Raw genomic sequence first — 24936 nt, 5'->3', positions numbered from 1 at the left:
GTCCGTTACGGTGGGAGGGGCGCGGAGGCACGATGGAGGCCGGGGGATCCGGCGGCGAGCGCACGGCGAAGGGCAGGCGAGGGTGATGCACACGGTCGCGGTGACCGGGCACATGGACCTGTCGCCCTCTTCCGAGGCGCCCGTCGCGGCGGAGCTGCGCGCGCTGCTGGAGGCGCTGGTCGCGGAGGGCGGCGGCGAGCCCCTTTACGGCCTCTCCTGCCTGGCGCCCGGGGCGGACACCCTCTTCGCGGAGGCGGTGCTGGACACCGGGGGCGAACTCGAGGTGGTCCTGCCCTTCCACGACTACGGCGCCTGCTTCGCCGACCCGCTGGAGCGGGCGCGCTTCGACCATCTGCTGAAGTCCGCCATCACCGTCGCCGAGATGCCCTACTCCGGCCCCGAGTTGGCCGCGTTCGAGGCCGCCAACACCGAGCTGGTGAAGCGGGCGGACCTGCTGGTCGCGGTCTGGAACGGCCGGCCGTCCGAGAAGGGCGGCGGCACCGCGGCGGCCGTCGCCGAGGCGCACCGGCTGGGCGTCCCGGTACGGGTGGTGTGGCCCGCGGGCGCCCGCAGGGACGGCTGACCGGACCGGCCGCCCGGGCGACCGGTCAGCGGGCGACGGTGAACCGGTCGGGGTCGGCGGCCTTCCAGTCGTCGGCCCAGGACTCGGGCGGCTCGATCAGCAACTGGCCGGGGGAGAGCCACTCGTAGAGCTCGCCGTAGGAGCGGACCGTCACCGGGTCGATCCGCCGGCGCAGCATGTGCGGACGCAGCTCGGAGAGGTCGCGGACGCCCAGCGAGGCGATGATCTGCTGGGCGCTGCGTACGGTGGCGGCCTGGAAGCGCTGCACCCGCAGCGACTTGTCCCCGACGTCCAGCGCCCGGGCCCGGCGCGGGTCCTGGGTGGCCACGCCGACCGGGCAGGTGTTGGTGTGGCAGCTCTGCGCCTGGATGCAGCCGACCGCGAACATCATGGCCCGGGCCGCGTTGGTGAAGTCGGCGCCCTGCACCATCCGCTTGACGATGTCGGCGCCGGTCGCCACCTTGCCGCCGGCGCCGATCTTGATCCGGTCCCGCAGGCCCACGCCCACCAGGGCGTTGTGCACGGTGATCAGGCCCTCGGTGAGGGGGCTGCCCAGGTGGTCGGCGAACTCCAGCGGTGCCGCGCCGGTGCCGCCCTCCGAGCCGTCGACGATGATGAAGTCCGGGGTGGTGTCCTCGTCCAGCATGGCCTTGCAGACCGCGAGGAACTCCTGCCGGGAGCCGACGCAGAGCTTGAAGCCGGCCGGCTTGCCGCCGGCCAGCTCGCGCATCTCGGCGACGAACCGGACCAGCTCCCTGGGGGTGCTGAAGACCTGGTGGTAGGAGGGCGAGACGACGGTCCGGCCCTCGGGCACCTCGCGCACCCGGGCGATCTCGGCGGTGACCTTCTCACCCGGCAGGACGCCCCCGATACCGGGTTTGGCGCCCTGGGAGAGCTTCAGCGACACGCACTTGACCTGGTCCCGGGTGGCCTTCTCGGCGAACCGCGCGCGGTCGAAGCCGCCGTCCGGGGTGCGGCAGCCGAAGTAGCCGGTGCCGATCTCCCAGACCAGGTCGCCGCCGTGCCGCTGGTGGTACTCGGAGAGGCCGCCCTCGCCGGTGTCGTGGGCGAAACCGCCGAGGGCGGCGCCCCGGTTGAGGGCCAGGACGGCGTTGGCGGAGAGGGCGCCGAAGCTCATCGCCGAGACGTTCAGCAGCGCCATGTCGTAGGGCCTGGTGCAGTCCGGGCCGCCGATCCGGACCCGGGGCTGCTCCTCGGCGAGCGGCTGCGGACGCATCGAGGTCTCGAAGTACTCGTAGCCCTCGGCGTAGACGTTCCGCTCGGTGCCGAACGGCAGTTCCGCCTCGATGCACTTGGCTCGCTGGTAGACCAGGCTGCGGACGTCGCGGTCGTAGGGGCGCCCGTCGTAGTTGCGCTCGACGAAGTACTGCTGCAGCTCCGGCCTGATCGACTCCAGCAGGAAGCGGAGGTGGCCGAGCACCGGGTAGTTGCGCAGGATCGAGTGCCTTCTCTGCAGCAGGTCGTAGCTGCCGAGGCCGGCCGCCGCCGCGCACGGCACGGCCGCGAACCACCACCACGGGGAGGCGGTCGCGGCCGCGGCGCCGGCGGCGGCCGCGAGTATCCAGATGAGCACGATCGCTGCGATTCTGATCACTCACGGAACCTACCGCCGGGCCGTCGGAGGCCTCAACGTCCGCGGGGTGCGACCTCGGGCACACCGCCGCCTGCCGTCAGCCCTGGACCGTCAGCCCTGGATCAGGCACTCCGCGAACTGCAGCCCTCCGGTGCAGATGTTGGCGCCCACGAACACGCCGGTGGCCACCGCCTTCGGCAGCGCCTCGGTGTTGACCGCGACGGCGTACGAGATCCGGGAGATGTCCGTGGTGAGGTTGCTGGTCTCGTCCACGATGGCGATCGAGCGGGTGGCGCCGGCCGGCTTCTGCGAGAGCTCGTAGAAGTGGTAGATGCTGCACACCGCGCCCGGGATGACCAGGATCGCGTCCACCACCGCGCCCACGCCCCGGCCGTCGCTCACCGCCAGGGTGCCCAGCGTCTTGGAGGCGGCGAACTGCTTCTGGGCCGGCCCGGAGAAGATCAGCTTGCCCAGGATCCGGATCCCGGTGGTGCCGGTGGACAGCGCCGACACATAGCCGTTCTCGATCGGGTCGTGCGGCACCAGCACGTTGGCCAGCCCGCCGCTGACCGCGCCGACCACACCGAGCACCGCGGACGGGATCGCCCAGGGGTTCTCGCCGGTCGGCGCCGCCGCCTCGAAGCCGGACACGAAGGTCCCGCCGAAGAGCGAGCAGAACCCGGAGACGGCGTGGCCGATGATGTGCACCGCCGTCTGCACGTCCGGCGGGACGACGACCTCGACCTCGGGCACCGCGGCCTCGGCCGGCCTGGTCGCGGAGCGCTTGGCCCGCCTGGCCGCGGGCGTCCTCGGCAGGCTGGCCGCGGTCTTGCTCTGGAAGGCGTTGACCAGGGTGTCGTAGTCGCTGACGGTGGCCAGGAAGGTGGACTCCGGGGTGTCCGGGAACGGGGCCGTGCCCTGGGCCAGCTTGTAGGCCACGGTGGCCGGCACCGCCACCACCCAGCAGGCCAGGTCGAGGAAGGAGAAGTCGGGCACCCCGATGTCGTTGAGGACGTCGGAGACGACCGGGATGTGGATCGGGGTGGACAGCACCGCGACCGCGGCGGTGGCGATCTGCTGGAGGATGTCGAAGAGGGTGTCCACCACCACCTTCGCGCTCTCCAGCACCAGGTCGGCGAAGACCGCCGCCAGCTCCTTGAGGATCTCCACCACGGTGAGCCGGTCGAAGTCGGCCGCCAGCTGCTGGAGGCGGTCGATGGTGTCCCCGATGACCTGGCCCTCCTGGTCGATGGCGGCCAGCAGTGCGGCGATCGGGTTGGAGGTGGCCGGGACGGTGGGCAGCGGCTGGAGGGTGGTCAGCGAACTGCCGTTGTTCTGCAGGTGGTGGGCGAGGAGCGAGCCGGGCGCGGTCTGCTGGGCGCCCGGGTTGGAGGTGGTGTCCGGGACGGCGGTGCCGTCGGTGCCCAGGCCGGACCAGTCGCCCACCCCGGCCCAGTTGTTGACCGCCTGCTCGACGGTGGCCACCAGCTGGTCGAACTGGCCCTTGAGCACGGAGATCTGGGCCACCTCGTGGTTCAGGCTGAGCTGGGTGAGGTTGGCCAGGATCCGCTTGGTGCGGGTGATGTCCGTCCACTCGAAGGCGAACTCCAGGTAGTGGAGGAGGTCCTCGGCCGCGGTGGCGAGCGCGGAGTACAGCCACTGGGCGGCGCCGACCACGGCCTCCACCGAGCTGAGGACGCACTGGTAGACCTGGCCGCCGATGGTCACCGCGAAGTTCCACAGCTGGGTGGCCGCGTCCTGGATCAGCTGGACGGCGAAGTCGATGCCCTCCTCGACCTGTTCGCCCAGCCAGGAGAACAGGTCGCCGACGTCCACCAGCAACGCCGAGGGGTCGGCCAGGGTGGTCGCGGCCGGCATCACCTGCCGGGCGCGGATCCCGCGGGCCTGCAGGGCCGCCGTCGCGGCCGGCAACTGGGCGTACGCCTGGGCGAGTTGGGTGTTCCCGGTGGCCACCGCGCGGAGCAGGCCGGGGTCGGTGCCCGGGGGGATGAGCGGTGTGGTGCTGCCGTCCGGGGCGGTGATCACGGCGGCGGTGAGGGCGGCCGGGGTGGTGAGGGCGGAGGCCTTGGCGAAGGCGTGGTCCATCGGGTTGATGTCCAGCACGGCCGCGCCGGCCGTGGCGGTCAGCCGGGTGCCGGCCAGCGCCGTCACCGGCTCGACCACGGTGACCGCCCCGGTCTGGTCGGTGGTCACCTGGATCGGGCTGGGGCCCAGGACGTAGTAGCCGTAGTCGATGTAGGCGGCAGTGACGTCCATCGCGGTGAGGGTGAGCGGGACGCCGACGGCGGGCTGGCCGGTGTCGGTGTCGGTGACCTCGATCCGGGTGGTGTAGGAGCTGAACGCCTCCGCGGGGGCGTTGGGGTTCGGCGGGTCCAGGGTGATCTGCCAGGTGTTCCACAGCCCGGTGTCGGGGGACTTGACCGCCTTGGTGAGCTGGTTGCGCCCGGTGTGGGCGAAGAAGGTGTTCACCCGGTTGGCGCGGTCGAGGTAGGGCGAGACCTGCTCCACCCCGGTGAGGATGGGCAGCGGGTTGGACCAGGCGAGGGCGCCGGAGCCGACCTGGTTGGCCGCCGCGGCGGTGTAGAAGACCTCGTTGCTGCCGTTCAGGCCCCAGACGGTGACCTCGGTGCCGTTGCTCTCCGCGAAGAGCTCCCGCACCCCGTTCAGCCGCGGGCTGCTGAGCACCGGTGCGGCCACCGCGCCGTTCTGCTGCTGCCGGGAGCCGAGCCGGTAGAGGGTGCCGGCGGCGGTGATGTAGAGGTCGGTGGAGTCGTCGGGGTTGCGGCAGGCCGCGACGGCCTCCGGGACCGCGCCGCCGGGCAGCTGGTAGAGGCTGGGCGAGGGCGGCACCTTGGGGTTGAAGACGTTGTAGAGCGGCTGGTACTGGAACTGCGGGGAGCCGTCCACCCGGCCGATGGTGTAGAGCCCGTCCACGTACTGGGCGTAGCGGCGGCCCAGGCAGCTGGAGTACCGGCCGGCCTCCAGGTCGATGGCGAGGTCGTGCGGGTGCCAGGCGTAGCCGCCGGTCTTCGCCGGGTCGATGTAGTAGCGGAAGACCAGCTGCTGGCCGCTGCCCGGGTTGCGGAGGACGTCCACCACCACGTACTCGGCGTCGGTGGCCTCGCTGACGAACACCCCGGCGATGCTGAGCTGGGAGAGCTGGTGGGCCGGGTCGTCGAAGGGGTACGCGGTCCACTGCGGCGGGCCGGGCCAGGCGCTGCCGTCGGCCGGGTTGGACAGGCTGAGGTACAGGTGGTCCTGGGTGCCGTCGCCGACCACCATCGCCAGGTGGATCATCGGCGGGGAGGCGAAGACGGACTCGGCCGCGGCGAAGGTGCGGACGGCGACCCCGGAGCGGCCGGGGAAGTCCTGGCGGATCCGGTCGGTGCTGAGGTCGGTGCGCCGCCAGCCGCTGCGCTCGGCGGGCACCTCCTGGGTGAGGTACAGGGTGTCGTCCCCGCCGACCGAGAAGAGCAGCGAGCTGCCGTCCTCGGCCTGCAGGGCCTCGAACTCGGCGTCCGGGGCCAGGACTTCGGCCTGCAGGTAGTTGCGCATCAGTTCACTGGAGTAGGCCAGCTGGTAGCCGCTCATCGGCGGGTCTCCCTCGTTCGCGCGGCTGGGCGCGGGTCGGCTGGGCGCGGGTCGGCTGGGGCGGGTCAGCTCGGGTCGGTGTAGGTGATGTGCGAGGCGAGGTCGCCGAAGTCGGAGAAGGCCGCGGACTTGAAGGCGAAGGTGCGGCCGCCGGGGAAGACGAAGTCCTGGGTCACCGACACCGGGATGTCGGTCAGGCCGGTGGAGGTGACGTTGCGCAGCCAGCCCTCGACCGCGGTGGTGATGTCGTTGACCCCGGTCCAGAAGTTCAGGAAGGGGTCGACCGACGGGTTGGTGGAGTTGTCCTGCCGCTGGGTGGCCAGGCTGGAGGTGAGCCGGCCGTCCTGGGTGACCGCGATGGTGTAGGTGTCCGTGATGGTGACGTCCACGACGTTGCCGTCGGCGGCGGTGGCCAGCGACCTGACGTACAGGTAGATCACCAGGTGCTGGACGATCTTGACGGTGTTGCCGCTGAACGAGACGGTGACGTCGTAGGTGGGGTGGAGCTCCATCCGCCCGATGTCGCCGTTGAGGCCGGCCTGGTCGGCCGCGTCCGCGTCGTAGTGGTAGGTCAGCACGGTGGGCCCGGTGGCCGGGGTGGTGACGGTGGGCGCCTGGCCGCGGCGGAGGCTCCAGGCGTACTGCGTCTCGGCGGTGGCCGCGTCATAGGTGACGGTGACCGACGGCAGGTAGCAGTTGGTGGCGATGTAGGGGTTGAGCTGGTTGCGGAAGTAGTTGGCGAAGGTGGAGCGGTTGATGGAGACCACGCCGTCGAAGTCGGCGCTCTCGCTCGGCTCGACCCAGTTCCAGCCGAAGCGCACCGCCACCGGCAGGTGGTCGCCGTCGGCCGCGCACAGGTAGTTGAGGGTGCCCAGGTTCTGCTGGTCCTGGTCGGGGTTGACGATGGTGTTGCCGTTGGCGTCCAGCAGGGGCGAGACCTCCAGGTTGAGGTCGGTCAGGGTGAGGGTGGAGGTGGGCGCGCCCGGCTGCTGGATGGTGCAGCCCAGCAGGGGGGAGCCGTCGCGGGTCAGCTTGCTGAAGTAGGCGCCCAGGAAGGCCTGCCCGAGCACCAGGTACAGCGGGGTGCCGGGGGTCACGCCGCTGATCGTGGGGGTGGTCTCCAGTGCCGCGTTGTCCAGGTCGAAGAGGAGTTGCTGGACGCTGAAGGCGGTACTGCCGAGGTTCTTGATCTGCGCCTGCACTGCCGGCGGCAGAGTGGAGTAGCGGCTCTGGTCGACGGTGGAGAGCCGCAGGTCCACCTTGGAGGTGAAGACCCAGGGGGCGCCGGGCGGCTGGGACTGGGTGAACCAGGTGGGCGGGGAGTAGCCGCCGCCCGGGTCCAGCTGGACCACGGTGAACTGCGAGCACAGCAGGTTGTAGACGACCGAGGCGGTGTCCGAGCCGAGGGTGACGATGTCCGGGATCGCGGTGGGGGCCAGGCCGGGCGGAAGGCCGAGCTGGGCCTGGAAGCCCATCATGAAGCGGGCGTTGATGAGGTTGCGGAGGTCCGGGTCGCTGGTGGGGTCGGCCCCGGGCGGGATCGCGAAGGGGTCGGAGTCGTTGGCCCGCTTCTTGAGCTCGTCGTAGTCGATCTCCATCGGCTTGCCCTGGGGGTCGGCGATATAGCAGACGGTCACCACCGGCTCGGAGAGCTGGGAGAGGAACGACTTGAGGGTGGCGTTGATGCTGCCCTGGGTGGTGGCCACCACGAAGTCGTAGCCGTAGCGGGAGTTGGAGAGGTCAGAGGAATTCGCACTCATCGGTTCACAGCCTCGGGACGCGCGCAGCGGAAAATGACGAATTCGCAGAGGAATTCCAGAGGTCCGGCCTGAGATACCGGGAAACCCACACCGTCGCGGTGAATGCCAGCCGAAAGCTACTGCCCGGCTGACGGCTCGTCAACGGGGCTCTCTCATGCGGATTTCGGCTGATCGGATTCCACTTGGGGAATGTGCCGCAAGGTCGGGGACGATTGCGGGAATGCCAGTTCGACGGCGTTCGACTGCGAAACGCGCGTTCAAGCGGAAGACTGCGGGCGAGGCCTGGGTTTTGCGGGGCCCGCTGTTGCGGGGGACCAGTGGCGGCTGTCGTGAATGGACCGGACCCGGTTCGCATGCGCCAGAATGGTGCTGGTGAGCGCCTCCACCGGCTCTGCGGGCGCCCGGGGGTTGGTGAGGAGGACGAGGTCGAGTTCGCCGAGCTCCGGAAGCCCCACCGGGCTGGGCAGTTCGACCAGGTCGCTCGGCAGCAGACTGCGGGCGAAGATCGCGACGCCGAGGCCGGCCCGGGTGGCCGCGAGGGCGGAGTTGACCCCGCGGGCGGTGCAGACCACGCGATGCCTGATCCCCGCCTGCTCCAGCGCCTGCACGGCCAGCGCCCGGCTGGGGCTCGGTTCCTGGTAGACGATCAGCGGCAGCGGCCGCCCCTCGTCCCAGCGCAGGCCGGTGGCGTCGGCGACCGCCCACACCAGCCGGTCGCGGCGGACCAGCCGGCCGCGCCCGTCGCCGGCGGCGGTCTTGATGAAGGCGACGTCCACATGGCCGGACTCGACCTGCCGTTGGAGCTGCGCGCCCTGCGAGTTGACGCTGAGGTCCAGGTTGACGCTCGGATTGAGATGCCGGAAGTCCCGGAGGATGCGCGGCACCTGGGTCAGGGCGAGGTCGTCCGTCACTCCGAAGCGCAGCCGGCCGCTCACCCCGGCGCCGCTGAAGTAGTCCGAGGCGGTGGCGTTCGCCGCCAGGATCGCCCGGGCGAAGCCGACCATCGCCTCGCCGTCCACGGTGAGGGTCACCGTCCGGGTGTCCCGGACCAGGAGCGGCCGTCCGACCGCCTGTTCCAGCTTGCGGATGTGCTGGCTCACCGTCGGCTGCCCGAGCCCCAGCGTCGCCGCGGCCTGGGTGAAGCTGAGCGACTGGGCCACCGCGAGAAACGTCCGGACCTGCTCGGGAGGGAACAGCACGGCTCCACGCTAGGCCGACCCATCACGATCCGCAATGAGAATTATTGGATCAATTCTCTTCTGCGAACACGAGCGGCGTCGAAAGGATGGAGGGGCAGACCTCGACCTAGGAGGTACGTCGCCGTGACCAGGGCGACCGACCCGAGCGGCCTCACCCGTCCCCGATCCGCACGATCCACCCGACGACACGGCAGGTTCGCGGCACTCCGCCACCGGGACTTCCGGCTGTACATGCTGGGCCAGGGGGTGACGACCACCGGGCTGTGGGTGCAGCGCATCGCCCAGGACTGGCTGGTGCTCCACCTCACCGGGAGCGCGACGGCGGTCGGCGTCACCATGGGGCTGCAGTGGGCGCCCATGCTGGTGGTCGGACCGCTCGGCGGCCGGCTCGCCGACCGCCACCCCAAGCGCCGGATCCTCCAGGCCACCCAGCTGGCCGCGGCCACTCTGGCCGGACTGCTGGCCGTCCTCACCCTCAGCCACCAGGTGGCGGCCTGGCAGGTGCAGTCGCTGGCGGCCGCGGTCGGCGTGGTGACCGGTGTCGACCAGCCGGTGCGGCAGTCCTTCGCCACCGAGCTGATCGGGCGGGCGGAGATCCACAGCGCGATCGGCCTCAGCAACTCCCTCTTCTACCTCGGCGGCTTCCTGGGGCCGGCGCTGTCCGGAGTGCTGGTCGGCCTCTTCGGGCCCGGCTGGGCGTTCGCCCTGAACGCGGCCTCCTTCGCCGTCCCGCTGACGGCGTTCGCGCGCATCCGCCGCGGCCCGGGGCGGCAGGACGGTACGCGGCCGGGCTGCGATCCCCTCGCGGCCCACCCGGACCATCCGGCTCACCCGGACCATCCGGCCGCCGTCCCCGTCCCCACCCCCGTTCCCGCCTCCGGTGCCGAGTCGCGGGCCGCCCTGCGCACCGCGCTGCGGCGGCCGGAGATCTGGTGGCCGATCGTGCTGGCCGGGGCGTTCAGCGTGTTCTGCCTCAACTCGGCGGTCACCCTGGCCGCGTACGCCCGGGCCTTCCACGGCGGCCCCGGCGGTTACGCGCTGCTGACCGCCGCCCTCGCCCTGGGCTCCGTCCTGGGCGCGCTGGTCTCGGCCGGGCGCACCCGGATCACCCTGCGCGGGCTGACCCTGACCGGTTGCGCGGTGGCCGGGCTCTACCCGGTGGCCGGCGCGGTGCCTCCGGTGTGGGGACTCGCGGTGGTGGTGGCCGCCGTCGGCATGGCCACCCAGCAGCTCTACACCGGCGCCAACGCCAGCGTTCAGCTCGCCGCCGGGCCGGCCCTCCGGGGGCGGGTGATGGGCGTCTACCTGCCGGCCACCTACGGCTGCGGGGCCGTCGGCGGGCCGCTGCTCGGCGCAGTCGACCAGCACCTCGGCCCCCGGGCCGGGCTGGGGATCGCGGGGGCGCTGCCCGCCGCGGTGCTCCTCCTGCCCGCGCTGCTGCTGCGGCCGTGGCGGCAGGCCGTCCAGCCGGTGAGTGCGGCCCCGGCCTCCCGGGTGGTCCTCACCTCCCGGCCGTGCGGCGGCCCGGATGCCGGGGGAGCGCGGGCCCGGCGACTGCGCTGGAGCCCGCCGGGGGAGTGAGCCCGGCGGGCCGGCTCCGGTCAGCCGACCTGGGCGGGGCCGGCCTCGGGCCGGAGATAGCTGACGATCATCTCGGCGAGCATGGTGCGGTAGCGGTCCCGGTCCTCCGGGGCGGCGAGGTCGCGGTCGAAGAGGGCCTGGAAGGTGTGCCGGTTGGCTATCCGGAAGAAGCAGTAGGAACTGATCATCGCGTGGAGGTCGATGGGGTCGACGTCGGCCCGGAAGACCCCGCGTTCGCGGCCGGCCGCCAGGATGCGGGAGAGCACCTCGATGGCCGGGTGGTTGAGCTTGCCCAGGGTCTCCGAGGCGGCCATGTGCTCGGCCCGGTGGATGTTCTCGATGCTGACCAGGCGGATGAAGTCCGGATGCGCCTCGTGGTGGTCGAAGGTCAGCTCGACCAGCCGCCGCAGCGCGGCGACCGGGTCGGGCTCGTCCTCGGCGAGCTGCTGCTCGCGCAGCCGGATCTCCGCGTAGGCGTGCTCCAGCACCGCGGTGAACAGCTGCTCCTTGCTGCCGAAGTAGTAGTAGATCATCCGCTTGGTGGTGCGGATCCGCTCGGCGATCTCGTCGACCCGGGCGCCGGTGTACCCCTTGGCCGCGAACTCCTCGGTGGCCACCGCCAGGATCTCCGCGCGGGTGCGGACCGGGTCGCGGGTGCGCTTCGGCTCGGAGGGGGAGGACGCTCGGGTGGCCATGCTGCTCCTCTGCGGGGACGGTGGGGGAGAGTCTACGGACGCCGGGCCGGCCGGGCGGCCCGCTGGGCGGCCAGCCGGACGGGGGCGTTGGCGGCGCCGAAGCCCCGGTAGCCGCCGCCGCGTTGGACCAGCTCCACGGAGACCCGGCCGTAGGCGGCGGTGTAGGCGTGCCGGAACTCGCTGACGCGCCGGCCCCGGTCCTCCCGGTCGTAGAGGATGCCGAGCTCCCGCAGCCCGGCCGACTCGCCCTCCGGCAGGGGGAATCGCGCCTCCAGGTCGTCGTAGTAGTTGGCCGGGATGTCCAGCGTCGCGATCCCGCTCGCGCGCAGCCGGCGTACGGCCGCCTCCAGATCGGTGACGGCCAGCGCGAGATGCTGCGGGCGCTCCTCGTCGAAGTCCGGTCCGGGGGCGAGGTTGAGCGCCAGGCGCAGCCCGCCCCCGGGGCCGGCCAGGGCCCGGCTGCGGAAGAGGCCGTACGGGTCGGCCAGGTCCAGGCTCTGCTGGGGGCGCAGGCCGAGGACGGCCGGGAAGAAGAGCACCGCCTCGTCGAACCGGTGCCAGGGCTGGGTGAGGGCGATGTGGTCGATCCGGCTCACCAGCGGTGTGCCGACCTCCGAGCCGGGGGCCGGGCCGGCGAGGCCGGGGGCGGTGCCGGTCCGCCGGAGGTCGGTGAAGTCCGCGCGCCAGTCCGGTCGTTCGGGGTGGCCGGTGGAGCAGAAGAAGAGTTCGGTGCCGTCCGGAGCGGCGACCGCCTCCAGCGGCACGTCCCCGGGGGCGAGCCGGCGCGGCAGCACGGGGGCGAGGAGCGCCTCGGCGCGCTCGGCGGCCGCCCTGGGATCGGGGCTCTCCAGTCCGAGGGCGGCCAGCCGCGGCTCCCCGTGCGGACCGCCGTCGGCCGAGGAGTTGAGGACCACCCTGGCCTCCCCCTGCTCCCAGAGCTCCACCGGCTTGCCGCCGCGGTGGCGGCCGGTGCGGACGAAGCCGAGGGCGGCGAGCAGCGAGCGCAGCGGCTCCGGGTCGGCGGCCGCCAGCTCGGCGAAGGCGACCCCGGTCGGGGAGATCGAGGCCGGCGGCCCGGCGGGCTCCGGCTTTCCGGCCTGCCGGGCCGGCAGGGCCGGGGCGGGCGACGGCGCAGGTGTGGCTGGTGCTGCCTGGGCGGCCTGGGCTGCCGGTGCCGCCGGTGCGGCCTGGGCTGCCGGGGCGGGCGCCGCGGCCGCTGCCGCCGGTGCGTCAGGTCCGGCGACCGCCGTCGCCGACTCGGCCAGGGCGAGCAGCGAGCGCAGTCCGTCCACCGCCGTGCGGCCCGCGTCGGCCCGCCGGAAGACGTCGTTGAACACCTCCAGCGACAGTGGCCCCCGGTACCCGGCCCGCAGCGTGGCGGCCACCACCTCGGCCACCGGAAGTCCGCCCTGGCCGGGGAAGCAGCGGTGGTGCCTGCTCCACTGCAGGGCGTCCATGGCGATCGGCGCCGCGTCCGCGAGCTGGAGGAAGAAGAGCTTCTCGGCGGGGATGCCGGCGATCCCCGCCGGATCGCCGCCGCGGGCGAGGATGTGGAAGCTGTCCAGGCAGAGCCCCAGCGCCGGATGGTCGGCCGCCGCCACGATCCGCCAGGAGTGCGGATAGGTGTTCACCCGGCGCCCCCACGCCAGCGCCTCGTAGGCGATGCGGACGCCCTGCCGCTGGGCGCGCTCGGCCAGCAGCCGCAGCTGCTCGGCGGTGCGGGCGTCCTCGGCGGGGGCGTCGGCCTCGACCGAGGAGCAGACCAGCAGCAGATCCGCGCCCAGCCGCCGGACCGTCTCGAACTTCCGCTCGGCGCGCCGGAGATGGGCGGCGAGGGCCGCCTCGTCGTCCGTCTCGAAGTCCCGGAACGGCTGGTAGAGCTCGATCCGCAGGCCGAGGTCGGCGGCCCGGTCGCGTACCTCCTCCGGGCTGAGCGGGCAGGAGAGGAGGTCGTTCTCGAAGATCTCCACTCCGTCGAAGCCCGCGGCGGAGGCGGCGGCCAGCTTCTCGGTGAGGGTGCCGCTCAGCGATACGGTGGCGATGGAGTTGCGCATGGAAAAGGGCTCCTGAGGGTGGGTCAGCGGGGAGCGGCGGCCAGTTCCGCCAGGTCCGCGAGCATCGCCGCGGTGTCCGGCTCCCGGCCGGTGAAGAGCCGGAAGGCGCCGGCGGCCTGGAAGACCGCCATCCCGCCGGCGTCCAGCGTGCGGCAGCCCGCCTCGGCCGCCCGGCGCAGCAGCTCGGTCTCCAGCGGGCGGTAGACCACCTCCGCCACCCACAGCCCGGGGTGCAGCAGCTCGGCGGGCAGCGGAAGGCCCGGATGGCCGGCCATGCCGATGGGAGTGGCGTTGACCAGCCCGTCCGCCCCCGCCAGCCCGCGGCCTTCAACGGTGAGCGCGGCGGCCGGCAGCGGCTCGGCCCGGCCGGGGCCGAACCGCTGCGCCAGCTCGGCGGCGAGGGCGGTGGACCGGGCGGGGTCGGCGTCCACCACGGTGAGCCGGTCCGCGCCCAGGGTCAGCAGGGCGTGGGCGACGGCGGAGCCGGCTCCGCCCGCGCCGAGGAGGACGATCCGGCGGGTGGCGGCGTCGGGCAGCCCGCGGGCGAAACTGCGGGCGAAGCCGGTGGTGTCGGTGTTGTGGCCGACGGCCCGGCCGCCGTGCAGGACGACGGTGTTGACCGCGCCCAACTCGGCTGCGGTCGGGTCGAGTTCGTCCAGGTACGGGATGACCAGCCGCTTGCAGGGGTGGGTGATGTTGAGGCCGTCGAAGCCGAGCTCGCGAGCGGCTCCCAGGAGGCTGCCGACGTCCTCCGGGCGCCGGCCGAGCTCGTCCAGGTCGAGCCGGCGGTAGAGGAGCCGCAGACCGTGCCGGTCCGCCTCGCGCTCGTGCAGTGCCGGGCTGAGCGAGGGGCCGATGCCGGTGCCGATCAGGCCGGTCAGGAAGGAGGTGCGCACCGATGGCCTTTCAGGTGGTGGTCAGCGGCCGGGCGGCCGCCTCGGTTCGGATGCCCTGGCCCAGGGCGGCGGTGGGGATCCGGTGGGTCTCCCGGGCGGTGAGCCCGGCCAGCCCGGCGATCACGCAGATGACGGCGCTGAAGCCGGCCACCCCCAGCCAGCCGTGGGCGTCCTGGATCTGCTGGGCGAAGGTGACGGCGAAGCCGGCCACCGCGAAGCCGATCTGGGTGCCGACGGCGAGTCCGGAGAGCCGCACCTGGGTGCTGAACATCTCCGCGTAGAAGCTGGGCCAGACCCCGTTGGCGGCGCTGTAGACCACCCCGAAGAAGAGCACGCCGAAGAGGAAGACCAGCGGATAGCTTCGGGTGGTCAGCGACCAGACGTACGGGTAGAACAGCGCCGCGCTGCCGAAGCAGCCGACGGCGAAGACCGGCTTGCGGCCGATCCGGTCGGAGAGCCGCGCCCACAGCGGGATGGCGCAGACGGCGACCACGTTGGCGGCGACGCCGACCCACAGCAGCAGCGAGCGGTCCAGGCCCTCCTTCTCCGCGCCGAAGCTCAGCGCCCAGACCGTGAAGACGGTGGAGGCCGTGGCGATGGTGCTGGCCAGGACGATGCGCAGGACGGCGGTCCAATGGCGGCGCAGGAGTTCCGCCAGCGGCAGCCGGGCCAGCCGGCCCTCCTGGGCGGCCTGCCGGAACTCCGGGGTCTCGTCCAGCCGGCGCCGGATCAGATACGCGACGACCGTGACCACCGCGCTCACCAGGAAGGGGATCCGCCAGCCCCAGGAGAGGAGCTGACGCTCCGGCAGGTCGGCCACCGGGATGAACACCAGGGTCGCGATGATCTGCCCGAACTGCGTGCCGATCAGCGTGAAGCTGGTGAAGAAGCCGCGCCGCCCCTCGGGGGAGTGCTCCAGGGTCAGGCTGCTGGCCCCCGCCTGCTCCCCGGCCGCGGACAGCCCCTGCAGCACTCGCAGCACCACCAGCAGGACGGGGGCGGCGGCGCCGATCTGGCGGTAGGTGGGGAGGCAGCCGATCAGGAAGGTGGCCAGGCCCATCAGGGCCACCGTGAAGACCATGATCCGGCGGCGTCCCAGCCGGTCGCCGAAGTGGCCGAGGATCAGCGCGCCGACCGGGCGGGCCGCGTAGGCGACGCCGAAGGTGGCCAGGGAGGTGAGGGTGGCGGTGGACGGGTCGTCCGGGTTGAAGAAGACCTTGGGGAAGATCAGCGCCGCGGCACTGCCGTAGATGAAGAAGTCGTAGTACTCCAGCGCGCTGCCTATCCACGCGCCCGCTGCCGCGGTTCTGGACTTGCCGTTGCTCATGGGTACTCCTCGTCGAGTACTCGGGAGGGGCAGGAGGGCGGCCGTCCCACCGCGCCGGTGAGTTAACCCACCAGATAGTTAAAACGGCTCGGGGAGGATGGTCTTGCCCCCGGGCCGTGCTGTCAAGCCCTCGCGGCGGGCCGTTCCGGGGCTTAGCGTGGCGCCCTGGCAACCGCTCCACCCCGACGCTCTCTCCCGAACTCCCCCGAAGGACGCTTTTGTGACCACGTTCGCCCTCATCGGTGCCGGGCCCGGCCTCGGCCTCGCCGCCGCCCGCCGCTTCGGAGCCGCCGGCCACCGGATCGCTCTCCTCTCCCGTACCGCCGAACGCCGGAAGGAGCTGGTGGACGAGCTGGCCTCGGCCGGCGTCACGGCCCGGGGCTTCGCCGCCGACGTCCTCGACCCGGACTCGCTCACCGGCGCCCTGGAGGCGGCCGGGGCGGAACTCGGGCCCGTCGAGGTCCTGCAGTACAGCCCGTCGGTGCGGGCCGACTTCATGAAGCCGGTCCTGGACACCGCGGCCGCCGACCTCGCGGACCCGCTGGCCTTCTCCCTGCTGGGGGCGATCGGCTGCGTCAACGCGGTGCTGCCCGGGATGCGCGAGCTGGGCCGGGGCACCCTTCTCTTCGTCAACGGCGGCACGGCGGTCCGGCCGAACGCCGAGCGGGCCGGCACCTCGATCGCCTTCGCCGCGGAGAGCGCCTACGCCCGGATGCTCCACGACGCGCTCGCCCCGGAGAACATCCACGCCGCCCAGCTCATCGTCCCCGGGGCGATCCGCCCGGACGCGGCGCACAGCAGCCCCGCCGCGCTGGCGGAGCTGCTGTACGCCATCCACAGCGAGCGCACCGGCTTCCGGCACTACGCCGAGCCGATGCCGGACTGACCGCCGGCACTAGGCCTGCGCCCGGAAGCGGCGCAGGCGCAGGCTGTTGCTCACCACGAAGACCGAGGAGAAGGCCATCGCGGCGCCGGCGATCATCGGGGTGAGGAGGCCGAAGGCCGCCAGCGGCAGGGCCGCGACGTTGTAGCCGAAGGCCCAGAAGAGGTTGCCCTTGATCGTGGACAGGGTGCGGCGGGAGAGCCGGATGGCGTCGGCCGCGACCCGCAGGTCGCCGCGGACCAGGGTGAGGTCGGCGGCCTCGATGGCCGCGTCGGTACCGGTGCCCATGGCCAGTCCGAGGTCCGCCTGGGCCAGCGCGGCGGCGTCGTTGACTCCGTCCCCGACCATCGCCACCGCGCGGCCCTCGGACTGGAGCCGGGAGACCACCGCGGCCTTGTCCTCCGGCAGCACCTCGGCGATCACCTCCGTGATCCCCACATCGTCCGCGACCGACCGCGCCACGGCCTGGTGGTCCCCGGTCAGCAGCACCGGGGTCAGTCCCAACTCCCGCAGTTCGGCGATGGCCTGACGGCTCGTCGGCTTCACCGCGTCGGCCACCTCCAGGACCGCGCGGGCCTCCCCGTCCCAGCCGACCGCGATCGCGGTCCGGCCGGCGGCCTCGGCCCGCCGCTTGGCGGCGGCCAGTCCGGCCGGCAGCGGCTGCGCCCAGTCGGCCAGCAGCGCCTCCCGTCCGGCGACGACGGCGTGCCCGTCCACCACGCCCTCCACCCCGCGGCCGGGGACGTTCTCGAACTCCTCGACCGGCGGCAGCTCGCCCAGCCGCTCGCTCGCCGCGGCGGCCACCGCCTGCGCGATCGGGTGCTCCGAGGCGTGCTCCAGGGCGCCGGCCAGCCGCAGCGCCTCCTTCTCCGTGACGCCCTCGGCGGTGTGGACGGCGAGGAGGGTCATCCGCCCGGTGGTGACGGTGCCGGTCTTGTCCAGCACGATGGTGTCGACCTGGCGGGTGGACTCCAGCACCTGCGGGCCCCGGATCAGGATGCCCAGCTGAGCGCCCCGGCCGGTGCCGACCATCAGCGCGGTCGGGGTGGCCAGCCCGAGGGCGCACGGGCAGGCGATGATCAGCACCGCCACCGCGGCCGTGAACGCCTCCGCCGCCGAGCCGCTGACGCCCAGCCAGACGCCCAGGGTGGCAAGGGAGATGAGGAGGACGGCCGGGACGAAGACCGCGGAGATCCGGTCGGCCAGCCGCTGGGCGGCGGCCTTGCCGTTCTGGGCCTGCTCGACCAGCTTCGCCATCCGGGCCAGCTGGGTGTCGGCGCCGACCCGGGTCGCCTCGACCACCAGCCGTCCGCCGGCGTTCACCGTGGCCCCGGTGACCGCGTCCCCGGCGCCGACCTCGACCGGCACCGACTCTCCGGTCAGCATCGAGGCGTCCACCGCCGAGGTGCCCTCGACCACCGTTCCGTCGGTGGCGATCTTCTCGCCGGGGCGGACCACGAACCGGTCCCCGACGGCGAGCCGCCCGACCGGCACCCGTACCTCGCGCCCGCCGCGCAGCACCGCGACGTCCTTGGCGCCCAGCTCCAGCAGCGCCCGCAGGGCGGCCCCGGCGCGGCGCTTGGCCCGCGCCTCCAGGTACCGGCCGAGGAGGATGAACGCCGTCACTCCGGCGGCGGCCTCCAGATAGAGGCTGGAGGACGGGTCCGCGTCGCCCACCGACAGGTCGAAGCCGTGCCGCATCCCCGGCATCCCGGCGTGGCCGAGGAAGAGCGCCCAGACCGACCAGCCGAAGGCGGCGACCGTGCCCACCGACACCAGGGTGTCCATGGTCGCGGCCCCGTGCCGGGCGTTCACCGCCGCCGCCCTGTGGAAGGGCCAGCCGCCGTACACGACCACCGGTCCGGTCAGGGCGAAGGAGAGCCACTGCCAGGAGGTGAACTGCAGGGCCGGCACCATGGCCAGCACGATCACCGGCACCGCCAGCACCGCCGAGACCAGCAGCCGCTGACGCAGCGCCACCAGCTCGGCGGAGTCGGCGGGCCGGTCGCCGGCTCTCCCGCCCCCACCGCTGCCGCTGCCGCCGTGCGCGGCCTCCGGGCCTCCGGGCTCCGGGCCTCCGGGCTCCGGCTCGGCCGGTCGCGGCACCTCCGCCGTGTACCCGGTCTTCACGACGGTCGCGATCAGCTCGTCCACGTCCACCCCGTCCGGGTAGGCGACGTGCGCCTTCTCGGTGGCGAAGTTGACGGTGGCCGCCACGCCGTCCATCCGGTTGAGCTTCCTCTCGATCCGGGCCGCGCAGGAGGCGCAGGTCATCCCGCCGATGGCGAGTTCGACCTCGGATCGGTCCATGGCTGCCGCGGTACTCATCCCGGTCTCCTCCACGCCTCTCATCGTCCGCTCGGGCCCGGCCGACCAAGGGGTCGGGTACCCCCAGGGGGTATCAACTCGGCTCCTTTGTACCCCTGGGGGGTATCAGACGCAAGGGCTGGAGAGCGGGCGGAGGCCGCCGGGTGTCAGCGCCGGCCGAGGAGGGCGCCGAGCGCCTGCGCGCGCTGGGCGACCAGCTCGGTGTAGGTGCCGTCGCGCTCGGCCCAGCGGTGCATCATGACGCCCTCGACGAGGATCTCGTCCGGGGTGGGCTCGGCCCGCAGCAGGTCCATCACCTCGGTGGCGAAGGCCTCCAGCGGCAGCGCGCGGGGGTTGAGCCGGCTGTGCTCCGGGGTGAGGGCGACCGCCGGGGGGACCAGTTCGGAGACGCCGACGCCGGTGTCGGCCAGCTGCACCCGGAGCGCCTCGGAGTAGGCGTGGACGCCGGCCTTGGTGGCGGCGTACGTCGGCATCGCCGGGAACGGCAGGAAGCCGATCCCCGAGCTGACGGTGACGATCCGGCCGGCCCCGCGTCCGACCAGATGCGGGGTGAAGGCGTCGATCACCCGGATGGTGCCGAGGAGGTTGGTCTCCACGGTCTGCCGTGCGGCCTCGAAGTGCGCCGGGTCGCGGAGGTCCTCCGGGATCATCACGCCGGACATGGTCACCACGGTGTCCAGCTCAGGATGGCCGCGGAGGACCTCGTCCCGGGCCCGGTCCACGCTGTCCCGGTCGGTGACGTCGATCGGCACGGTGCCGAACCCCTCCGCCGCCAGCTTCTCCAGCAGGTCGGTACGGCGGCCGCCGACGACCACGGTGCTGCCGGCGGCGGTGAAGCGGCGGGCCAGCTCAAGGCCGATGCCCGAGGTGGCGCCGGCGATGAAGACGGTGCGGTTGCTGATGTCCATGGACTGCTCCTGTTCGGGGTGCCGGCGGCGTCCTGCCGACCGGCCGGGCACGCTCTCGCGGCCACGTCCCCAGTCTTGGTCCGGCCGCGGGCCCGCGGCAGTGCCCCCGTCTTCCGGGGTCCTGGCAGGACCCCCTCTGCCCGTTCCGTCCTGATCTACGATGCGGACATGAGCGACAGGGACCGCGCCAATCCGCTGGGCGATTACCTCCGGGCCAGGCGGGGGCTGGTCACCCCGGAGCAGGCCGGGCTGCCTCCCGGCGGGAACCGCCGCGTCCCCGGACTCCGCCGGGAGGAGGTCGCCATGCTCGCGGGCATCAGCGCCGACTACTACCTGCGGCTGGAGCGCGGCCGGGACAAGAACCCGTCCGTCCAGGTGCTGGAGTCCCTCGCCCGGGTGCTGCGGCTGGACGAGCTGGAGCAGGAGTACCTCGTCGGCCTGGCCGCCCCCCGCCCCCGGCGGCAGCGGCGGCCGAGGCCGGAGCGGGTGCCCGCGCGCCTCCACGAGCTGCTGGCGAGCGTGCAGGTGCCGGCCTTCGTGGAGGGGCGGGCGTTCGACGTGCTGGCCTCGAACCGGCTGGCGGTCGCCCTCTCCCCGCGCCTCCGGCCCGGCTGCAACAGGCTGCGCTCGCTGCTCCTCGACCCGGAGGAGCGGGCCTTCCATCAGGACTGGGCGCGCGCCACCGAGGGGTTCGTCGCGGCCTTCAGGAAGTCCGTCGGCGACGACGTCGACGATCCGCGGTTCGTGGAACTGGTGGGGGAGCTGGCGCTGTCGAGCGAGCGGTTCCGCGCCCTCTGGGCCCGGCACGACGTCCGCGCGATGGACGGCGGCACCACCACCGTCCGCCACCCGGTCGTCGGCGAGCTGCGCCTCCACCGGGACAAGCTTCCGGTGGACGGGCTGCTGCTGGTCCTCTACTACGCCGACCAGGGCAGCGAGAGCGACGAGAAGCTGCGCCTCCTCGCCTCCACGGCGCTCACCGCGGACCGGGCCGACGAGGCGCGGGAGCGGGGCGAGCGGGAGGAGCGGGGGAGCAGAGGGCGCAGGGGGAACGGCACGAGCCGGGCAGGACCCGTCCGTCCGACCGCACGCGCTGAGCGGACCCGCCGGGGGCGAACCGCGGAAGCGGCCCCGGCGAGTGCTGGCCGGGTGGCCGCCCGGCAGGCCAGACTGGGGCCGATCGAGTCCCCGCACTTCCTTTTGGAGACGATGGTGTCCCCCACCACGGCGGCCTACCGCGCGGCCCGCGACCTTCTGCAGAACCTGGCCTACCAGCGAGCGGTCGAGGAGTTCGCCTGGCCGGACCTCGGCGACCGGTTCAACTGGGCGATCGACTGGTTCGACGCCGTCGCCCGGGGCCAGGAGCGCACGGCGCTGTGGATCGTCGAGGAGGACGGCTCGGAGGCCAGGTACTCCTTCGACGAGCTGGCCCGCCGCTCGGACCAGGTCGCCGCGCACCTGGCCGCGCACGGCGTCGGCCGCGGCGACCGGGTGCTGCTGATGCTCGACAACCAGGTCGAGCTCTGGGAGTCGATGCTCGGGGTGATGAAGCTCGGCGCGGTGATCCTCCCCACCACCACCGCCGTCGGCCCCGCCGAGCTGATCGACCGGATCGAGCGCGGGCGGGTGGGGCACGTCCTGGCGAACGCCGCGGACACCGGCAAGTTCGCCGAGGTTCCCGGGGACTACCAGCGGATCGCGGTGGGGGAGGCGCCCCCCGGATGCATCGCCTATCGGGACGCCTACCGGCTGGACGTGCCGCCCGCCGAGCACCCGGGCACCGCGCCGGGCGACCCCCAGCTGCTGTACTTCACCTCCGGCACGACCAGCCGGCCCAAGCTGGTCGAGCACACCCAGATCTCATACCCGGTGGGGCACTTGGCGACCTCCTTCTGGGTGGCGGCCAAGCCGGGCGACGTCCATCTGAACATCTCCAGCCCGGGCTGGGCGAAGCACGCCTGGTCCTGCTTCTTCGCGCCGTGGATCGCCGAGGCGACCATCTTCGTCTACAACTACGCCCGCTTCGACGCGGCCCGGTTGCTGGAGCAGATCCGCCGGGCCGGGGTGAACACCTTCTGCGCCCCGCCGACCGTATGGCGGATGCTGATCAAGGCCGAACTCTCCGAACGGCCCCCGGGCCTGCGCGAGTTGCTGTCCGCGGGCGAGCCGCTCAACCCCGAGGTGATGGACCAGGTCGCCAAGGCCTGGGGGCTGACCATCCGGGACGGCTACGGGCAGACCGAACTGCCGCTCGCCGTCGGCAACGTGCCGGGGATGCCGGTCAAGCCCGGCTCGATGGGGCCGCCGCTGCCGGGCGTGCCGATCGTGCTGGTCGACCCGCTCACCGGACTGCCGGCCGACGAGGGCGAGATCTGCGTCGACCTCTCCAGGCGGCCGGTCTCCCTGATGACCGGCTACCAGGGCGACCCGGAGCGGAACGCCGAGGCGATGGCGGGCGGTTACTACCACACCGGCGACGTCGCCTCCCGCGATGCGGAGGGCTACATCTTCTACATCGGGCGCACGGACGACGTCTTCAAGTCCTCGGACTACAAGATCTCGCCGTTCGAGCTGGAGAGCGTGCTGATCGAGCACCCGGCGGTGGCCGAGGCCGCGGTGGTGCCGGCGCCCGACGAACTCCGGCTCTCCGTGCCGAAGGCCTACATCCAGCTCGCCGTCGGCTTCCAGCCCACACCGGAGACGGCCCGCTCGATCCTCCGGCACGCCCGGCAGAAGCTCGCCCCCTACCAGCGGATCCGCCGGGTCGAGTTCTACGATCTGCCGAAGACGATCTCCGGCAAGATCCGCCGGGTCGACCTCCGCGAACGCGAGGCGCGGGCCGCCGCCGGCGGTGCCGGCGAGGCCACCGACTACCGCGACGACCAGTTCCCGGAGCTGCGGAACCAGACCTGACAGGACCCCGGCCGGCGGGGAGGAGAGCGGGCCTTGGATCAGCGCCCGGAGAAGCGGGCCGGCCGCCGTTCGAGGAAGGCGGCCACGCCCTCGACGGCGTCCGCCGTGGCCCGGACCCGGACGGCGGACTCGGCCGTGCTCTCCCACCCGGCGGCGTTCGCCTCGGCGTAGGCCGCCTCGACCGCGGCCAGCGTCTCGGCGACGGCGACCGGCGCCTGCGCGGCGACCTCCTCGGCGAGCGCCAGGGCGGCGTCCAGCGCGCCGCCGGGCTCGGTGAGCCGGTTGACCAGGCCGAGGGCGTAGCCGCGCTCGGCGGTGAGCGGGCGGCCGGTGAGGAGCAGCTCGCGGGCCACGTTCAGCGGCAGCGCCCGCGGCCCGCGGAACAGGCCGCCGCACTCGGCCACCAGGCCGAGTCCCACCTCCGGGAAGGAGAACCGGGCCTCGGTCGAGGCGACGACCATCGTCGCGCTCAGGGCGATCTCGAAGCCGCCGCCCGCCGCCACCCCCTCCACCGCGGCGATCAGCGGCTTGCGCAGGGCCCGGGCGGCGATGCCGTACGGGCCGCCGCGCTCGGTCGGCGTGCCGGCCCAGGTCCTGACGTCCGTCCCGGCGGAGAAGAACCGCGGCCCGCCGGTGAGGACGGCGGCGCGCAGCCCCGGATCGTCCTCGAACGCGTTGAGGGCCGAGTCCAGCGCCTGGGTGGCGGCCGCGTCGAAGGCGTTGCGCTTCTCCGGGCGATCGAGGGTGAGGACCGCGATCGGTCCCCGGCGCTCCAGGCGGACGGTCATGGATCAAGCCCCTTCGGCGGACGATCGGGCGCGCCGCGCACGGCCCGGCCGTCCACCCTATCGACCCCGTCCGGCCGCTCCGCCGGGCGACGGGAGGCGCGGGACGCCGTCCAGGCGCCGGCCGAGGCTCCCGGCCTGCGCCCAACGTGCCGCGTCGACAAGGGAGTTGAGCAGTCGGCTCGGATGGATCAAGGCGACGAAAATCCCCGGACCGCGAGCCCACGGCATGGCAGGATTCCCGGTGTCCGCAGCTGGATCGACCGGAAGGACGCCATGCCCGCCTATGCGATCGCCCATCTTCAGGAGGCCGCCCCGCATCCGGAGACCGCCGAGTACATCGAGCGGATCTCCGCCACCTTCGAGCCGTACGGCGGCCGCTTCCTGGTCCACGCGGCGCAGCACGAGGTGAAGGAGGGCAGCTGGCCCGGCCATGTCGTGGTGATCTCCTTCCCCGGCATGGACGAGGCGCGGGCCTGGTGGGACTCGCCCGACTACCGGCGGATCGCCCCTCTCCGCTCCCGCCACATCGAGGGCGACATCATCCTGGTCCCCGGCGTCCCGGACGGCTACGACCCGGCCGGCACGGCCAAGGCGATGCGCGAGGCGATGGCCGCCGAGTAGGCGGCCGGGGCCCGGACGCCTGGTCGCCCGGTGTCGCGGAGGGCGTGGATGGCGGAGCCGGCCCGCCCCGCCGCTGAATTGACGGCCCGTCAGCTGCTGTCCGCGGCGGCCCGGTCGTCCCCCCGCGGCCCCAGCGTCGAGCCGCGGGGGATGAGGCGGCTCTCCAGGGTGATCCGGGGCGGCGGCTGGGCGGGGTCGCCCTCGATGAGGGAGCGGAGGGCCTCGCCCGCGGCCCGGCCCAGGCGTTCGGCGGGAAAGTCGACGGTGGTCAGGCCGGGGCTCGCGTCGCGGGAGTACGGGAGGTTGTCGAAGCCGGCGACGGCGAGCTCGGCGGGGATCCCGATGCCCGCGGCCCGCGCCGCGGAGAGGACGCCGAGGGCGTGGGTGTCGGTGCAGCCGACCACCACGCTGACGCCGGCGTCCCGCCACGCCGGCCAGTGCTCCGTGAACACCCTGGCCGCGTCCCCGGCGTCGGTCAGCGAGCGGACCGGGTGCGCCACCTCCAGGCCCGACTCCGCCGCCGTCGCCCGGAAGGCCTCCCGCCGCACCCGGAAGGTCTCCGCGGGGACGACGCTGTCCAGGTAGCCGACCCGCCGGTGGCCGAGGCCGGCCAGGTGGCGGGCCAACTCGCTTGCCCCGCCCGCCACATCGAGATTTACGGTGGGCCAGTCCGCGGCCAGCCCGGGGGCGTCCAGCAGCACCGCCCGCGTCCCGGCGGGCAGGCGGGCGACCAACTCGGCGCTGGGCGCGTGGATCAGGCAGCCCGCCGGGCGCTGAGAGAGGAGCCGGGGGATGCTCGCCGGATCGGTCGGGCTGCCCGGATCGCTGACCGAGAGCAGGAGTTCGTACCGCTCGCCGAGCGCCGCCCGGGCGGAGGCGATCAGCCCGGCGTAGAACGGGTTGGTGATGTCCGTCGCGATGAGGAGGACCACCGGGCTGAAGCCCTTGGACAGGGTGCTGCCCGCGGAGTCCACCACGTATCCCAGGCGGGCGATCGCCGCCTCCACTTTCGCCTGGTTCCCGGCCGAGACCCGGCCCCGGGCCTTTCCGCTGACCACCAGCGAGACGGTCGCGGTGGAGACGCCGGCCTCCCGGGCGACCGTCGCCGCGGTCACCCGCGGGGAGTCCGGGCGGCGGGCGCGGGGGCGCGGGGCCTCGTCTGCCGTGCTGACCATGGCGGTCATCCTACGCGCC

17 protein-coding genes and 1 pseudogene are annotated in these 24936 nt (G+C 73.4%); 6 read left to right on the top strand and 12 right to left on the bottom strand.

Translation table 11 applies throughout. The features are described 5' to 3' along the window. Positions 1-85: 85 nt before the first annotated feature. Positions 86-583: a hypothetical protein gene (locus tag BS73_RS05720; RefSeq protein WP_037578346.1), complete on the top strand. Its 498-nt coding sequence runs from the start codon at positions 86-88 to the stop codon at positions 581-583. A gap of 25 nt (positions 584-608) precedes the next feature. Here the strand turns inward: BS73_RS05720 and BS73_RS05715 are convergent, their stop codons facing one another. The 4 genes from BS73_RS05715 to BS73_RS05700 form a co-directional block, all read right to left on the bottom strand. After that, positions 609-2198 carry an FMN-binding glutamate synthase family protein gene (locus BS73_RS05715; protein WP_037570203.1) on the bottom strand — a complete coding sequence of 530 codons (1590 nt, stop codon included), beginning with the start codon at positions 2196-2198 and terminating at the stop codon, positions 609-611. Between the two features lie 90 nt (positions 2199-2288). Then, positions 2289-5789 (bottom strand): hypothetical protein, encoded by a 3501-nt coding sequence (locus BS73_RS05710; protein ID WP_037570201.1) that lies wholly within the window; start codon positions 5787-5789, stop codon positions 2289-2291. A 65-nt stretch (positions 5790-5854) separates the two neighbouring features. Then, positions 5855-7549 carry a hypothetical protein gene (locus BS73_RS05705; RefSeq protein WP_037570200.1) on the bottom strand — a complete coding sequence of 565 codons (1695 nt, stop codon included), beginning with the start codon at positions 7547-7549 and terminating at the stop codon, positions 5855-5857. Between the two features lie 257 nt (positions 7550-7806). Continuing rightward, the gene (locus BS73_RS05700) at positions 7807-8748 is read right to left on the bottom strand and encodes a LysR substrate-binding domain-containing protein (RefSeq protein WP_322987243.1); all 942 of its coding nucleotides are present in this window, start codon (positions 8746-8748) and stop codon (positions 7807-7809) included. A 123-nt stretch (positions 8749-8871) separates the two neighbouring features. On the opposite strand from BS73_RS05700, the gene BS73_RS05695 reads away from it, so the two are divergent. Next, complete coding sequence (locus tag BS73_RS05695) at positions 8872-10329, top strand: MFS transporter (RefSeq protein ID WP_152617528.1); 1458 nt, start codon at positions 8872-8874, stop codon at positions 10327-10329. Between the two features lie 20 nt (positions 10330-10349). Here BS73_RS05695 and BS73_RS05690 read toward each other — a convergent pair whose 3' ends face one another. The 4 genes from BS73_RS05690 to BS73_RS05675 are packed head-to-tail and all read right to left on the bottom strand — an operon-like array spanning position 10350 to position 15301. Next, a complete protein-coding gene (locus BS73_RS05690; RefSeq protein ID WP_037570198.1) occupies positions 10350-11024 on the bottom strand; it encodes a TetR/AcrR family transcriptional regulator in 675 nt (224 codons plus the stop codon). A gap of 32 nt (positions 11025-11056) precedes the next feature. Then, the gene (locus BS73_RS05685) at positions 11057-13078 is read right to left on the bottom strand and encodes a bifunctional sugar phosphate isomerase/epimerase/4-hydroxyphenylpyruvate dioxygenase family protein (RefSeq protein WP_037570197.1); all 2022 of its coding nucleotides are present in this window, start codon (positions 13076-13078) and stop codon (positions 11057-11059) included. Between the two features lie 23 nt (positions 13079-13101). Beyond that, entirely contained in the window at positions 13102-13974 is an 873-nt protein-coding gene (locus tag BS73_RS05680; protein WP_037570196.1) for a shikimate dehydrogenase, read from the bottom strand. 10 nt (positions 13975-13984) lie between these two features. Next, a complete protein-coding gene (locus BS73_RS05675) occupies positions 13985-15301 on the bottom strand; it encodes an MFS transporter (RefSeq protein WP_037570195.1) in 1317 nt (438 codons plus the stop codon). Positions 15302-15521: 220 nt separating this feature from the next. Here BS73_RS05675 and BS73_RS05670 point away from each other — a divergent pair, with 220 nt between their 5' ends. After that, a complete protein-coding gene (locus BS73_RS05670; protein ID WP_037570194.1) occupies positions 15522-16187 on the top strand; it encodes an SDR family NAD(P)-dependent oxidoreductase in 666 nt (221 codons plus the stop codon). A 9-nt stretch (positions 16188-16196) separates the two neighbouring features. On the opposite strand, the gene BS73_RS05665 is transcribed toward BS73_RS05670, so the two are convergent. Together BS73_RS05665 and BS73_RS05660 are read right to left on the bottom strand one after the other, a co-directional pair. Continuing rightward, entirely contained in the window at positions 16197-18512 is a 2316-nt protein-coding gene (locus tag BS73_RS05665) for a heavy metal translocating P-type ATPase (protein WP_037578339.1), read from the bottom strand. Positions 18513-18658: 146 nt separating this feature from the next. After that, entirely contained in the window at positions 18659-19420 is a 762-nt protein-coding gene (locus BS73_RS05660; protein ID WP_037570193.1) for an SDR family oxidoreductase, read from the bottom strand. Positions 19421-19588: 168 nt separating this feature from the next. Between BS73_RS05660 and BS73_RS39240 the strand changes: the two are divergent. Beyond that, a pseudogene (locus BS73_RS39240) lies at positions 19589-20371 on the top strand (helix-turn-helix domain-containing protein); the annotation flags it as partial. Positions 20372-20629: 258 nt separating this feature from the next. Then, positions 20630-22333, top strand: a complete 1704-nt coding sequence (locus BS73_RS39235) for an AMP-binding protein (protein WP_037578337.1) — start codon at positions 20630-20632, stop codon at positions 22331-22333. 38 nt (positions 22334-22371) lie between these two features. Here the strand turns inward: BS73_RS39235 and BS73_RS05650 are convergent, their stop codons facing one another. Beyond that, positions 22372-23121, bottom strand: coding sequence for an enoyl-CoA hydratase-related protein (locus BS73_RS05650; RefSeq protein WP_037570191.1), 750 nt, complete (start codon positions 23119-23121; stop codon positions 22372-22374). 273 nt (positions 23122-23394) lie between these two features. Here BS73_RS05650 and BS73_RS05645 point away from each other — a divergent pair, with 273 nt between their 5' ends. Further along, the gene (locus BS73_RS05645; RefSeq protein ID WP_037570189.1) at positions 23395-23742 is read left to right on the top strand and encodes a DUF1330 domain-containing protein; all 348 of its coding nucleotides are present in this window, start codon (positions 23395-23397) and stop codon (positions 23740-23742) included. 89 nt (positions 23743-23831) lie between these two features. Here BS73_RS05645 and BS73_RS05640 read toward each other — a convergent pair whose 3' ends face one another. After that, complete coding sequence (locus BS73_RS05640; protein ID WP_051939509.1) at positions 23832-24917, bottom strand: LacI family DNA-binding transcriptional regulator; 1086 nt, start codon at positions 24915-24917, stop codon at positions 23832-23834. Between the last annotated feature and the right edge of the window lie 19 nt (positions 24918-24936).

It is taken from the genome of Phaeacidiphilus oryzae TH49, assembly GCF_000744815.1.
GTDB classification, from domain to species: Bacteria; Actinomycetota; Actinomycetes; order Streptomycetales; family Streptomycetaceae; genus Phaeacidiphilus; species Phaeacidiphilus oryzae.
Note: the sequence above shows the minus strand (reverse complement) of the source record. Positions and strands in the feature narration are given on the sequence as shown.

Bases quoted from the DNA above. Each gene is read 5' to 3' on its own strand.
- BS73_RS05640 (WP_051939509.1), bottom strand. From the start codon at position 24,917: ATGGTCAGCACGGCAGACGAGGCCCCGCGCCCCCGCGCCCGCCGCCCG.
- BS73_RS05710 (WP_037570201.1), bottom strand. From the start codon at position 5,789: ATGAGCGGCTACCAGCTGGCCTACTCCAGTGAACTGATGCGCAACTAC.
- BS73_RS05665 (WP_037578339.1), bottom strand. From the start codon at position 18,512: ATGAGTACCGCGGCAGCCATGGACCGATCCGAGGTCGAACTCGCCATC.
- BS73_RS05690 (WP_037570198.1), bottom strand. From the start codon at position 11,024: ATGGCCACCCGAGCGTCCTCCCCCTCCGAGCCGAAGCGCACCCGCGAC.
- BS73_RS39235 (WP_037578337.1), top strand. From the start codon at position 20,630: ATGGTGTCCCCCACCACGGCGGCCTACCGCGCGGCCCGCGACCTTCTG.
- BS73_RS05685 (WP_037570197.1), bottom strand. From the start codon at position 13,078: ATGCGCAACTCCATCGCCACCGTATCGCTGAGCGGCACCCTCACCGAG.
- BS73_RS05705 (WP_037570200.1), bottom strand. From the start codon at position 7,549: ATGAGTGCGAATTCCTCTGACCTCTCCAACTCCCGCTACGGCTACGAC.
- BS73_RS05645 (WP_037570189.1), top strand. From the start codon at position 23,395: ATGCCCGCCTATGCGATCGCCCATCTTCAGGAGGCCGCCCCGCATCCG.
- BS73_RS05650 (WP_037570191.1), bottom strand. From the start codon at position 23,121: ATGACCGTCCGCCTGGAGCGCCGGGGACCGATCGCGGTCCTCACCCTC.
- BS73_RS05660 (WP_037570193.1), bottom strand. From the start codon at position 19,420: ATGGACATCAGCAACCGCACCGTCTTCATCGCCGGCGCCACCTCGGGC.
- BS73_RS05675 (WP_037570195.1), bottom strand. From the start codon at position 15,301: ATGAGCAACGGCAAGTCCAGAACCGCGGCAGCGGGCGCGTGGATAGGC.
- BS73_RS05720 (WP_037578346.1), top strand. From the start codon at position 86: ATGCACACGGTCGCGGTGACCGGGCACATGGACCTGTCGCCCTCTTCC.